A 13,749-nucleotide genomic window follows, 5' to 3' on the forward strand; every position below is an offset into this window, starting at 1 on the left:
TATTATGGAAGATATCAAGGTTCCCATTTATCTCATTACCGGTTTTCTGGAAAGCGGAAAGACCACTTTCCTGGATTTTACATTGCAGCAGGAGTATTTTTCCATTGATGGAAAAACTCTGTTGATCCTCTGTGAAGAGGGAGAAGAGGAATATGACAAGGAAAAACTGAAGCTTGCAAACACAGTAGTTGAGGTGATTGAGGAAGAGGATGACCTTACACCTCAGCGTCTGGCTGCTATGGATATTATCCATCAGCCGGACCGTGTGGTTATAGAATACAATGGAATGTGGCTTGTGAGCAAATTTGAACAGATGGAACTGCCGGAAGGCTGGGGGATTGAACAGGAGATCACCTGTGTAGATGCCACTACCTACCAGGTGTACATGGCAAATATGAAATCTCTGTTTATGGATATGGTCAGAAATACAGACATGGTTATTTTTAACCGCTGTAAAGAGGGAGATCCTCTGCCTGCATACAGAAGGGGAATCAAGGTTGCCAATCAGAGTGCAGAGGTTATTTTTGAGGATGAAGAAGGGGAAATGGAGGATATTTTCCAGGATGAGCTGCCCTTTGACATCAATGCGCCTATTGTGGAGATACCCCCTGAGGATTATGGAATCTGGTTTGTAGATGCCATGGATAATCCGGATACCTATGTGGGAAAAATCGTACGTTTTAAGGGACGTGTGATGAAGCCACGTGGAATGGGAAGCAAATTTTTTGTTCCTGGACGTGTGGCTATGACCTGCTGTGCGGATGATACCACTTTCCTGGGATATATCTGCAGAAGTGATTATGCTCCTCATATCAAGGAAGGAAGCTGGGTGGAGGTAACTGCGAAGGTTGCTTTTGAAAATCGTACAGAATATCAGGGAGAGGGCATAGTTCTTTATGCGTCAGATGTAAAGGAATGTGAACCTTTAAAAGAAGAAATGGTATATTTTAACTAGGGAGAAAATATGTACTTAGTAGTTGGTTTGGGAAACCCGGGGCGGCAGTATGAGGCTACCCGCCATAATATGGGTTTTGATACAATAGATTATCTGGTGGAGGAATATAAGGTTCCCCAGGGTGGCGTGAAATTCAATGCCATGTATGGAAAGACCGTGATCGGCGGTGAGAAGGTGATCCTTATGAAGCCGTTGTCCTTTATGAATTTAAGTGGTGGTCCGGTCAGGGATATGGTGAATTATTTCAAGATCGACCCGGAGACAGAGCTGATCGTAATCTATGATGATATTGACCTGGATCCGGGACAGCTCAGGATCCGCAAGCAGGGAAGTGCAGGCGGGCATAACGGGATCAAGGATATTATCCGTCAGCTTGGCACAGAGAAATTCCTGCGGATCAAGGTGGGAGTAGGTGCCAAGCCCAAGGGCTGGGATCTGGCAGATTATGTTCTGGGAAGGTTTTCCACAGAAGACAGAAAAATTGTGGATGAAGCCATTGCAAGAGCAGGGAAGGCTGTGGATATCATGATTTCCCAGGGACCGGATGCTGCCATGAATGAATTCAATAAAAAGGCAAATTTATGACTGTTTCGGGAGATTAGGCATGAAAGCTTTTTTGACACCTCTGCAGGGGCTTGCAGAGTTTGAACAAATTTGTGAAAAAGGCAAAAAAAATAAAGGAGTCCTTCAGGTTTCCGGGTGTCTGGAATCCCAGAAGGCTCATTTAATATATGGCCTTTGTCAACTGGCGCCATTTCGTCTGATCCTGGCAGAGGATGAGCGGCGTGCCAGGGAGATTTATGAAGATTATCGATTTTACGATAAAAAGATATATTTATATCCTGCCAGGGATCTGCTATTCTTTCAGGCAGATATTCATGGGAATCTGTTGATCCGCCAGAGAATGCAGGTGGTCCGTGCGCTTATGGAGGAAAAGGAACTGGCTGTTGTTACCAGTATTGATGGCTGTATGGATTTTCTGGAATCTCTGGAGCAGATAAGGGAACAGCTTCTGCATTTTACCAGCGACAGCACGGTGAATATAGATGCTCTGAAAGCCAGGCTGGTATGGCTGGGCTATGAAAGGGTAGGACAGGTAGAAATGCCGGGGCAGTTTTCCATTCGTGGCGGTATTGTAGATATTTATTGCCTGACAGAGGAGAATCCCTGGAGAATTGAGCTGTGGGGAGATGAGATTGATTCTATCCGCAGCTTTGACGCAGAGAGCCAGCGTTCTCTGGAAAATCTGGAAGAGATCACAATTTATCCTGCTGTGGAGCATCCGGGGGAGAAGGCCCAGCTTTCTTTTCTGGATTATTTTCCTGCGGAGAAATCTGTGGTTTTTCTGGATGAACCAAATCGTCTTGTGGAAAAAGGACAGGCTGTGGAGGAGGAATATAGCCAGAGCCGTCTGCACAGAGCAGAAAAGGGAGAGGAGAATCTTCCGGAAAACTGGCTTTGTTCTTTTGAAAAGGTACAGAAGGAGCTGAACAGGCGAAATTGTATTGCCCTCTGTGCACTGGAGCCCAGACAGGCTGGCTGGAAGATCAATGAAAAATTTTATATAGAGGCCAAGTCTGTAAATTCTTATAACAGCAGCTTTGAGCTTCTGACAAAGGATCTGGAACAGTACAAAAGACAGGGATACAGGGTTGCGCTTCTTTCCGGTTCCAGGACCAGGGCAGAGCGCCTGGCAAAGGATCTTCAGGAACAGCAGCTTTCGGCTTTTTACAGTCAGGATTATGACCGGCAGATTCAGCCGGGAGAGATCATGGTGGTCTATGGCCATGCGAAAAAGGGATTTGAGTATCCCCTGACCAAGTTTGTGGTCATGACAGAATCTGATATTTTTGGCCATGAGCAGAAAAAGCGAAAAAAGAAAAAGAATTATAATGGAAAGCGCATTCAGGATTTTGCAGAGCTTTCCATTGGAGATTTTGTAGTTCATGAAAGACATGGTCTGGGTATTTACCGGGGCATTGAGAAGGTTGAGGTTGACCGGGTGGTCAGAGATTATATCAAGATCGAATATCAGGGAGGAAGTAATCTCTATATTCTGGCTACCCAGCTGGATTCTCTTCAGAAATATTCCGGAGGGGATGCTTCAAATACTCCTAAACTGAATAAACTGGGAACTTCTGAATGGAATAAGACAAAAAGCAAGGTCCGGGGTGCTGTGAAAAATATCGCAAAGGAACTGGTGGAGCTCTATGCGGCCCGCCAGGAGAAGGAAGGGTATGTGTGTGGTCCGGATACTGTGTGGCAGAGAGAGTTTGAGGAGATGTTCCCCTATGAGGAAACAGAGGATCAGCTTGCTGCCATTGAGGATGCCAAAAGGGATATGGAGAGCACCAGGATCATGGACCGGCTAATCTGTGGAGATGTAGGATATGGAAAAACAGAGGTAGCGCTCCGGGCAGCCTTCAAGGAGGTACAGGAGAGCAGACAGGTGGCATATCTGGCACCTACCACCATTCTGGCTCAGCAGATTTATAATACTTTTGTCCAGCGAATGAAGGAATTTCCGGTACGTGTGGAGCTGCTCTGCCGTTTCCGCACGCCTGCCCAGCAGAAAAAGGCAATTGAAGATCTGAAAAAAGGACAGGTGGATGTGGTGATCGGAACCCACAGAATCCTGTCCAAGGATGTGAAATTCAAAAATCTGGGTCTTCTGATCGTAGATGAGGAGCAGCGTTTTGGGGTCACTCACAAGGAAAGGATAAAGCAGCTGAAAAAAGATGTGGATGTACTTACTCTTACTGCCACACCGATTCCCAGAACCCTTCATATGAGTCTGATCGGGATCAGAGATATGAGCGTACTGGAGGAGCCACCCATGGACAGAATGCCTATCCAGACTTATGTAATGGAGTATGATGAAGAGACTGTACGGGAAGCCATTAACCGGGAGCTTCGCAGAGGCGGGCAGGTGTATTATGTTTATAATCGGGTAACGGATATTGCAGATGTGGCATTGCGTATTGCAAAGCTGGTGCCTGAGGCAAGAGTGGATTTTGCCCACGGGCAGATGAGCGAGCGGGAACTGGAAAACGTTATGTACGGTTTTGTAAATGGAGATATTGATGTGCTGGTTTCCACTACCATCATTGAGACAGGACTGGATATTTCCAATGTTAATACCATGATCATCCATGATTCGGACAGATATGGACTTTCCCAGCTTTATCAGCTGCGAGGCAGAATCGGACGGTCCAACCGCACGGCTTACGCATTTTTGATGTACCGAAAGAATATGATGCTGAAGGAGACTGCAGAGAAGAGACTGGCTGCAATCCGTGAATACACAGATCTGGGAAGCGGCTTCAAGATTGCCATGAGGGATCTGGAGCTTCGTGGTGCAGGAAATCTTCTGGGAGCCCAGCAGCATGGGCATATGAATGCAGTCGGATATGATCTGTATTGTAAGATGCTCAGTGAAGCGGTAAAAGAAGCCAAAGGAATCCATACAATGGAAGATTTTGACACATCCATTGACCTGAATGTAGATGCTTATATTCCGGATACTTATATTGGAAATGAGTTTCAGAAGCTGGATATTTATAAACGGATTGCGGGAATTGAAAATCAGCAGGATTATGATGATATGTTGGAAGAACTTCTGGACCGGTTCGGAGAGCCGGGAAAGGCTGTGCTGAATCTGTTGGCTGTAGCCAGATTAAAATCCATTGCCCACAGGGGTTATGTGACGGAAATCAAACAGCTGGGGAAAGAGGTGCGTATTACTCTATATGAAAGGGCAAAGCTGAATCCTGCAGGAATTCCTCTGCTGATGCAAAAGTATGGGCGGAGTCTGCAGTTTAAAAATGACCGGGAACCTAAGTTTATTCTGAATCTCAGAGATCATCTGATCCAGGCGCTTACAGAGTTTGCAGGAGAGCTGGAGAAAATGGCAGAAGGATCGGAGATGTAACAGAAAGAAAGATATCTGGGATTTCGGGAAAATCGTGATGAAAGTGTGAATTGTATGAGATATTTTACAATTTGCCTTGCCCTCAGACTGAAAAAAGATTATACTGAGATAAGCGCACAGGACGGAAGGATAATATTCCTGTGAATATATGGAGGAAGAAATGAAAAAAATGATGAAAAGAACAGCCGCTGTGACCTTGGCAGGCATTATGTCAGTGGGACTGCTTACAGGCTGCGGAAGCAAAACAATAGACGGAACAAAAACAGTAGCTACTGTAGACGGAACTGAGATTCCTCTTGGCGTGGTAAGTCTTTATGCCCGTCAGCAGCAGGAGCAAACAACTGCCATGTATATGAGCTATATGGGAAGTGCTAATAATATCTGGGATCAGACTGCAGATGAGGATTCCGGAAAGACTTACGGAGATCAGGCAGTGGAGAGCAGCCTGAAGTCTGTAGAGACTATGTATATCCTTAAGGAAAAGGCAGCTGACTATAAGGTTGAAGTGACAGAGGATGAGGAAAAAGCCATTGCAGATGCAGCTTCACAGTTCATGGCTTCCAATGGAGAGGATACGATCAAAGAGCTTGGAGTTACCGAGGATCAGGTAAAGACTCTGTTAGAACTTCTTACCATTCAGAAGAAGATTTATAATCCTATTGTTGCGGAGGGCAATATTACAGTTTCTGATGATGAAGCAAATCAGTCCTCTTTCACATATGTCAGCATTTCTACCAGTGGTGATGATGTGACTGATGAGCAGAAAGAGGAGAAAAAGAAACAGGCCCAGGAGATTCTGGACAAGATGAAAGAAGATCCTACTGCTGATATGAGTGAAATTGCTAAGAGCGTGGATGACAGTTATTCTGCAGTAGAGGGCAATTTTACAACCAAAGAGAGTGATGAGGATAGCGAGGATGAGGATTACAGTTCTACCGCATATCCGGATGAGGTTCTGAAAGTACTCCGTGGTCTGAAGGATGGAGAGGTTGCTTCTGATATTATTGAGACAGATACAGGATATTATGTAGTAAGACTGGATAAGGTTCATGATGATGATGCAACCGCATCCAAGAGAGAATCTCTGAAGAACTCCAAGGAGAGCACCTACTATTCCGATACTACAAGTGATTGGCTGGACAGTGCAAAGACCGATGTGAACAAGAAGGTTCTTAAAACTCTGAAGATTACAGATAAGCATACCTTCACAGCACCTACACCTACGCCAACACCTGAGGTAACTGAGGAAGCAACAACCACACCTGAGGCAGAGGAAGAAGCAACAGAAACACCTGCAGCAGAAGAAGAGGCAACAGAGACACCTGCAGCAGAAGAGGAAGTAACAGAGACACCTGCAGCAACAGAAGCAGCAGAATAAAAATGAGATAAAATGAAAGCCGGCTATATCAATCCGTAGGATTGATATAGCCGTTTTTTTATGTGGCTTGCTTTTGCAGTATCAGAAAATTACAGTATCCCTGCCGTTAGTCTTGCCATAATATAGCTTGTCATCTGCATGCTTGACCATTTCTGAAGGACTGGAGTGATAATCGTATTCCTCCAGACCAAAGGTCATAGTTACATGAAGGGAGACATCCTTATAAACGATCGTTAGATCAGAGACTGCTAATCGGATATTATCCATCAGTGCGCTGGCTTCATCCAGATTGAGTCCGGGAAAGAAAAAGAGAAATTCTTCACCGCCCCATCTGCACACATGTCCCAGTCCCAGGGTTTTTTCCTTGAAAAGCTTTGCCAGATCAGTGAGGACCTGGTCTCCGCAGTTATGACCATAGGTATCGTTTACCTTTTTGAAAAAATCAATATCTCCGATAGCAATACTGAAATTTTCGGTTGGATTTGCTGCAATATGATTTTTCAGGATATCCTCCATACGTCTGCGGTTATACAATGTGGTAAGAGGATCTGTGGCTGCCTGCTGCTGCAATTCCATGTTGTAGAGAAAAAGGTGTTTCTCTGCTTTTTGAAGATTAGAACTGAAAGTAATGCAGACTAATACCATAATAATAAAGGAAAGTACAGTGTTTACAATCTGCAAGATCAGCATTTGTTCATTATTCAGAGAATATACAGGGGCATTGAGCTGACAGTTGAAAAATAAAGCCATTCGCAGGAAAAACAGGAAAATGGTAAAAACAATTTTATTGAACAGCCGGTCATAGATGGAAAACATGGAAACCAGCAATAACGGCATCATGAAATTGATTCCACCACAATTCCATCCATAGCAGTAAATGAAGTAAGTGATCCATCCTACGGAAATGCATACATAAAACAGAAGATTCCATCGGATAGGAATGGTGTTAACTTTTTTCCTGGCTATACAGGAGGCTGCTATCCAAAATAATACGGGGATACAGTTCCTGACATATCCCATTTGCACCAGGCAGATAATAAAGATAGCAAAATAGGCGATATAAATATTGTAGGATCTGGTCAGAATCAGGGAATAGTAGACAGGGGTTGATTCTGGCAGATTCTCCTGAGGTTTTTTTGTGTTCATACAAAATCCTTTACTGAAAATTTATATTATATAAGATGAAAATGTTTTAAAGCATTTGCAATTCCGTCCTCTTCTATAGGAGTGGTCTGATAGGTGCAGTAAGGCAGGATCAGGGGGTCTGAGTTCCCCATTGCAATGCTAGTTTTGGCATATTTAAGCATAGGAAGATCATTGGTGCTGTCACCGAAGGCATAGGTATTCTCAATGGAAGCCCCAAGGTGATCGGTGAGAAACTGAATGCCTGTAGCTTTGCTGTAGTTTTTCTGGGCCAATTCCCAGGCTGCATCTTCATGAACAAAACAGGTGAAATGTAGGTCTGCAAATTTGCGGAACTCCTGGCGGTCAGATTCTGCAGTAGGAAATACCAGAAATTTGTCAAATGTGAAGTTCTCATATTCCTGGGCAGTGTACAGAGAAATGTCCTCTGTAACAGCTACCTTTTTCAGATTCTGTATAGCATCCGGCAAATCATAGGAAGAGCTGTCATACAAAATTTTGTCCGGCTGTTCAAAGCAGGCGGGAAGTCCGCACTGTCGAAGCCTTTCCACAATTTCTCTGCATAACGGGTTTGGAATAGAGCTGGAAAGCAGAAGTTTGTCGTGGAGATAGATCTGGCTTCCGCAGCCACATACATATCCGTCAAAATTCATTTCCCGGATCATATCCGGAAGCATCGTGTAGGTACGCCCGGAATTAATGAAAAGCAGATGACCATTTTTACGGGCAGCCTTTAATGCCTGCTGTGTACTGTCTGGGATTGTCCAGGGATAAGCGGTGAGCAGCGTGCCGTCGATGTCAAAAAATAAAAGTTTTTGATCTTTATTCATCCAGAGAATCCTCCTCATCTGAGATAGATTTCTCTCCGGTGTGTATACGGATGCCATTGAGCTCTACGTCACCTTCCATAGGGATGACCAGACATTTTACACCGTCAATAAGCTTTGTTTCCACAAGTGCGGCCCGTTCAGGATCTACATGTACTACCACATCAGGTGTTTTGATCTCAAAACGTCGGGTGTTGGTGATGTTTGAGGCTACCAGAGAGGATTTTTCTCCGGCATTGATTTCATATTGTTCATCAAAGGACTGGAGCTTCTCATCCTCTACACCGCAGTCTTCAAAAAGTCGTTTGACTTCAGATTTGGTAAGGACTACAGGTTCAGGCTCATCCTTCTGGGATTCGATCAGTTCATTCAGCTTTTCGTGAATATTCATAACTGTATCATAGTTGCAGTCATCTCCCAGGGTTTCTTCTACCAGAGCATTAAAGGAGTCCTTTTGTCCGCCGGCAGAAAGAGGGGCGGTGCATCCCAACAGTTCGTCAATAAAGATATCCCGAAGCTCATTGGTATTCTTGCTATAATAAAGAACACCGTGGATATCCGTGCTGCGGTCATTAAACTGTGGGAAAAGGAAAGCTACTTCAGGCATTTCTACGATCCAGTCACGGATACGGTCCTGAATGCTGTTGGTCTCAGCGTTATAACAGAGTCCTGCTTTGGAAAGCTTTACAGGACAGATACAGCACATAATGTGATCATAAATCTCATCAGATGCATCGAACATCTCTGCACCATCAGAGGATTTGCCGGGAATATCGTAGACTCCGTGGATCAATATAATATAGTAGTTTTCCGGATAATCATAGTTTTCAATAATCCGGTCATAGAAGCTTTCAACAAGCTCATCGTCAGTCAGCTTGCTGCTTCGCAGTTTCATAAGAAAATGCTGGGTGCCTCCCTCAGCCTCCTGGTCCAGAGGGAATTCCATGTTCATAAGATTTTTACCCACTGTACCGGATAGAGATTTGCGGAAAATCTCAAAATATTTAAACATTTCCTCCTCAGAGAGAGAAAGAAAGGCTTCTTTTAATTCGGTCTTCTTGTTTTTTTCCCCATCTACGTAACAGCCGCAGATACGGGTGATAGAACAGTTTTCCGGAGTAAACTGTTTCTTAATTTCGGAAATTTCTTTTTTATTCATAAAAGGAGATACCTCATTTGTTGTTTGATTGTAATGTATAATCAGCGGATTTTGAATGTTTGAGAATTGCGGGAGCTGCTTTGCAGCGGAGCAATTCGTAGATATCAAGTTAGGGGCAAAATGCCTTTTGTCCCTAACATCATAACATTTATTATAGAACAGATTTAACTTTGGGGCAAGGAAGAAGTATAACAAAACATAAACAAAACACAAAAATTGCAACGTATAATTACTAAAACGGAAAAGAAAATAAAAAATAAAATAGTTGAAAAATTTCAGGTACGATGTTATATTGGAAATAGGCGGGAAAACGTTTTCTTGCATACGGAAAAATCCCCTTGAAAAGTTTTATAAATGTTGAAAAAACGGATGATTGCGTGGGAAAACGTTACCATATGAACCTGTTTTAACCGAATTAAGTAAGTCCCCCCGCTTCAATTGCGAAGAGCAATAAGCAGTTATTTGGTTATGGGCAAATAGCGAAGCGGATTGCGAATATCTGCTTGACCAAGACAGAAAGGATAAGGAAGAAAATGGATGTAACAATTAAGGATATAGCAGCTGATGCAGGGGTATCTGTATCTACGGTATCTCGTGTTGTGAATGGCTCTAAATCTGTAAGTCCTGAATTAAAGGGGCGGGTTATGGCCAGTATTGAGAAATTTCATTTCCGTCCCAATGCTGCAGCCCGCAGTCTGGTTACCAGAAACACCGGACTGGTAGCTGTTCTGGAAGCAGATGTACGAAATCCGATCACAGCCCTTCATCTGAAGCAGATCAGTGACGTATGTATGAAGCACGATAAAGTGATGATTGTCTGCGATTACGATTTTGACCAGGATAAGGCTCTTCTTCTGATGGATAATATGCTGGAACGAAATATTGACGGATTGATTTTTCAGGGAGTTCATCTTAATGAGGAAATCTTGGAAAGACTTGGGAGATTTCAATGTCCGGTTGTGCTGGGAAATCAGGGACCATCAGAAGATATGAGATGTGAGTTTCCGGCTGTTACAGTAGATAGCTATCATGCAGCGAAAGACATGACCCGGTTTCTGATCAGCGAAGGACATAAACATATTGCATATGTTGGCGGAAGCTCTGAGGATTATACAAATGGAACACTGAGACTAAGAGGTTTTCTGGATGGAATGAGAGAAGCTGATCTGCAGGTACAGGATTCGGACATATATCAGGGTGAGTTTTCTACAGAGTCCGGAGAAAAAGGGATGAATCAGATCTATGAAAACAGTCTGGAACTTCCGACAGCAGTGGTGACAGGTTCTGATATTATTGCCGTAGGCGTGATCCGGTGTCTGAAAGCCCATAAATTAAAGGTACCGGATGATATTTCTGTGGCAGGATTTGATGACTCTATTTCTGATATCTATGATCCTCCGTTGACAACAGTAAGAATGCTTGATCAGGGAGAGGTTTTTTATAAGGCTCTTTTTGAGGAAAAGGAAGAAGCATGCGAGAATAAATGGAGTTACTTTCCATATCAGATTGTAAGGCGCAGCTCCACAAGGAGAGTTACAAACTAAAATTCCGTTGTGCAGGAAATCAGGAATGAATTTTGGAAATGTTACTGAGAAGGGAATGTACATATATAAAGTAGATAGGAGGCCACATATGGCAATTAAAAGGGAAAGAATGAAAAAAAACACAGGTATGGAAAGTCTGTATGACGTCAGGTTGGAGAAAAAAATAGAGGAGCTGCGCTGGCTGTATATGGAGCTTTATGGGAATGATTCGATGTTTGCAGAATTATGTGACCAGATGAAGAGATTCTATCAGAACCGTGCAGAAGCACTGAAGGAACTTGATCAGGAAAGAGAAAAAGATCCCCAGTGGTATAAGAAAAATGACATGCTGGGAATGATGTTTTACATTGATAATTTTGCCGGAAATATGAAAGGTGTTGAAAGCAAACTGGATTATCTGGAAAAAAACAATGTAAATTATATTCATCTTATGCCATTCCTGGAGACTGTGAAAGGCCGCTCGGATGGTGGCTATGCAGTGGCAGATTTCCGCAAGGTACAGGAGAACCTGGGCACCATGGAGGATCTGGAAGAGCTGACAGGCGCCTGCCATAAAAAGGGGATCAGTGTGTGTATGGATTTTGTTATGAACCATACCTCTGAGGATCATGAATGGGCAAAAAAAGCCCGCCAGGGAGAGGGAGAGTATATGAGCAGGTACTTTTTCTTTGACAATCCCTATATTCCTTCTCTCTATGAGAAAACAGTGCCACAGGTATTTCCTACCACTGCGCCTGGAAATTTCACCTGGATTCCGGAAATCGGCCATTATGTAATGACTACGTTTTATCCTTATCAGTGGGATCTGAATTACAAAAATCCCCGGGTATTCAATGAAATGATGTATAATTTCCTTTTCCTTGCAAATAAAGGAATTGATATTATCCGTATTGATGCAGTTCCTTATATCTGGAAGGAACTGAATACTTCCTGCCGTAATCTGCCCCAGGTACATACGATTGTGCGTATGATGAGACTGATCAGTGAGATTGTATGCCCAGGCATCCTTCTTCTGGGAGAAGTAGTGATGGAGCCGGAAAAGGTGGTGCCTTATTTCGGAACTGTGGAAAAGCCAGAGTGTCATATGCTTTATAATGTAACAACAATGGCAACAACCTGGCATACAGTTGCTACCAGGGATGTGAGCCTTTTGAAAAAACAGTTGGATATTGTCAATGGACTTCCAAAGGATTATGTATTTCTCAATTATCTGCGATGCCATGATGATATTGGCTGGGGCCTGGATTATGCAACTCTTCAGCAGGAAGGAATAGAAGAACGTTCCCATAAGAAGTATCTGAATGATTATTTTCAGGGTTATGCCGGAAACAGCAACAGTCGTGGAGTGCTCTATAATGAGGACCCGGTTACCGGAGATGCCAGATTCTGTGGAACAACAGCGTCTATGTGCGGAATTGAAAAGGCTGGCTTTGAGCATGACAGGGCAGGGATGAAGAAGGCAATCCAGCTGGATGTGATGCTTCATGCTTATATGTTCATGCAATCGGGAATTCCTGTTCTTTACAGCGGAGATGAAATTGGGCAGGTAAATGATTATTCCTACAAAAAGGATCCGGACAAGGCTCCGGATTCCAGGTATATCCACAGAGGCGCCATGCGTTGGGAACGTGCAGCAAAATGTGATAGCCCCAGAACTGTGGAAGGACAGGTTTTCAGACAGCTGGATAAGCTGGAAAAAATCCGCAAAACGGAAAAGGCATTTATGACAAATGCGGATACCTGGACAGTAGAAACCTGGGATAACAGTATTTTGTGCATTGGACGCTATTATGATGGCGATAAGATATATGGGTTGTTTAATTTCAGTGAGTATGATAAGACCGCATGGATTAATGAGCGGGATGGTATGTACAGAGATCTGGTATCAGGCAAGGTCATGGAAGCGGCAGGGGTAAATGTTCCGGCTTATGGTTTTTACTGGCTGAAAAAACAGTAAAGTATTTCTCTCATTACATTACATAGAAGGGATTTGGTGTTGCGGGTATGATGATCAGGAGGCATTATTGGTTTTCCGGGAGAGTGCAGGGAGTTGGTTTTCGTTATAGGGCGTATTATATTGCCGGCTCTCTAGGGATTACCGGATGGGTACGGAATAACTGGGATGAACGTGTGGAGATGGAAGCTCAGGGTACGGAAGAGAGTCTGGATAAAATGGTGCAGATGTTGAGGGAGCAGAGGTTTATCTGGATTGAAGATGTTGAGATGAAGGAAATGGAGGTGGAGGTGGAAAGCGGGTTTTATGTGAAGTAGAGGGGGGTGCGCCGGAGGCCGGACGCCCCGAAAGGACAGCGGGTGGGGAGACTGGTTTCGGGAGCTAGGAACTCTAAGGCCCGGGAGATCAGCTAAAGGCGCTCGCAAATGGCGCAAACTCGCTTCGCTCAGACAGTGCGGCCATTTGTTCGCAACGCTGATCTCCCGGGCCCAAGAGTTGCTACGCTCCCTACACGAGCCTCCCCACCCGCTGTCCTTTCGGGGCTGGTGGCGGCTGACGGCTGGAGGGTTTGTGGAGTGGTGGCTGGTATGGGGAGAGGGGCGTAGTGTTTTGGGGTGGTGGAAAGAAGAATAGTGACTGGGAATGATAAAAAAAATAAAAAAAGTAAAAAAGGGGGTTGACAGTGGGGGATAGGAGTGTTATATTAGTTGAGCTGTCGGAAATAATTGTTTCTCAGATGGGGACAATTTAAATAGATTTCTGAAAGAAAAAAGAAATTAAAAAAAGTGCTTGACAACTTAAAACCTTTGTGTTAAAGTAATCAAGTCGCTTGAACAGAGCTGACAGTTATGTATCTGG

10 protein-coding genes are annotated in these 13,749 nt (G+C 43.9%); 7 read left to right on the top strand and 3 right to left on the bottom strand.

Annotated features, from left to right (window positions below; translation table 11 throughout):
* Positions 1-4: 4 nt before the first annotated feature.
* From H8Z82_RS14335 to H8Z82_RS14350, 4 genes are all read left to right on the top strand, one after another.
* Positions 5-955: a TIGR03943 family putative permease subunit gene (locus H8Z82_RS14335; protein ID WP_173744166.1), complete on the top strand. Its 951-nt coding sequence runs from the start codon at positions 5-7 to the stop codon at positions 953-955.
* 9 nt (positions 956-964) lie between these two features.
* Positions 965-1,540 (top strand): aminoacyl-tRNA hydrolase, encoded by a 576-nt coding sequence (gene pth, locus H8Z82_RS14340; RefSeq protein ID WP_019160431.1) that lies wholly within the window; start codon positions 965-967, stop codon positions 1,538-1,540.
* Between the two features lie 19 nt (positions 1,541-1,559).
* Positions 1,560-4,886 (top strand): transcription-repair coupling factor, encoded by a 3,327-nt coding sequence (mfd, locus tag H8Z82_RS14345; RefSeq protein WP_186995479.1) that lies wholly within the window; start codon positions 1,560-1,562, stop codon positions 4,884-4,886.
* Between the two features lie 160 nt (positions 4,887-5,046).
* Positions 5,047-6,264, top strand: a complete 1,218-nt coding sequence (locus H8Z82_RS14350; protein WP_186995480.1) for a peptidylprolyl isomerase — start codon at positions 5,047-5,049, stop codon at positions 6,262-6,264.
* An 81-nt stretch (positions 6,265-6,345) separates the two neighbouring features.
* Here H8Z82_RS14350 and H8Z82_RS14355 read toward each other — a convergent pair whose 3' ends face one another.
* Genes H8Z82_RS14355 through H8Z82_RS14365 form a run of 3 tightly spaced genes read right to left on the bottom strand, consistent with a single transcriptional unit; the run spans position 6,346 to position 9,393 of the window.
* On the bottom strand, positions 6,346-7,410 hold the full coding sequence (locus H8Z82_RS14355; RefSeq protein WP_186995481.1) for a GGDEF domain-containing protein: 1,065 nt from the start codon (positions 7,408-7,410) through the stop codon (positions 6,346-6,348).
* Between the two features lie 26 nt (positions 7,411-7,436).
* A complete protein-coding gene (locus H8Z82_RS14360) occupies positions 7,437-8,237 on the bottom strand; it encodes an HAD family hydrolase (RefSeq protein ID WP_186995482.1) in 801 nt (266 codons plus the stop codon).
* On the bottom strand, positions 8,230-9,393 hold the full coding sequence (locus H8Z82_RS14365) for a DUF4317 domain-containing protein (protein ID WP_186995483.1): 1,164 nt from the start codon (positions 9,391-9,393) through the stop codon (positions 8,230-8,232). The genes H8Z82_RS14360 and H8Z82_RS14365 overlap by 8 nt, the downstream gene beginning before the upstream one ends.
* Positions 9,394-9,896: 503 nt before the next feature.
* Here H8Z82_RS14365 and H8Z82_RS14370 point away from each other — a divergent pair.
* The 3 genes from H8Z82_RS14370 (at position 9,897) to H8Z82_RS14380 (ending at position 13,208) form a co-directional block, all read left to right on the top strand.
* On the top strand, positions 9,897-10,937 hold the full coding sequence (locus tag H8Z82_RS14370; protein ID WP_279289729.1) for a LacI family DNA-binding transcriptional regulator: 1,041 nt from the start codon (positions 9,897-9,899) through the stop codon (positions 10,935-10,937).
* Positions 10,938-11,064: 127 nt separating this feature from the next.
* Positions 11,065-12,894, top strand: a complete 1,830-nt coding sequence (locus tag H8Z82_RS14375; protein ID WP_456298242.1) for an amylosucrase — start codon at positions 11,065-11,067, stop codon at positions 12,892-12,894.
* Between the two features lie 47 nt (positions 12,895-12,941).
* Positions 12,942-13,208 (top strand): acylphosphatase, encoded by a 267-nt coding sequence (locus H8Z82_RS14380; RefSeq protein WP_026076856.1) that lies wholly within the window; start codon positions 12,942-12,944, stop codon positions 13,206-13,208.
* Positions 13,209-13,749 lie beyond the last annotated feature (541 nt).

Source organism: Blautia difficilis, assembly GCF_014297245.1.
Lineage (GTDB): Bacteria > Bacillota > Clostridia > Lachnospirales > Lachnospiraceae > Blautia_A > Blautia_A difficilis.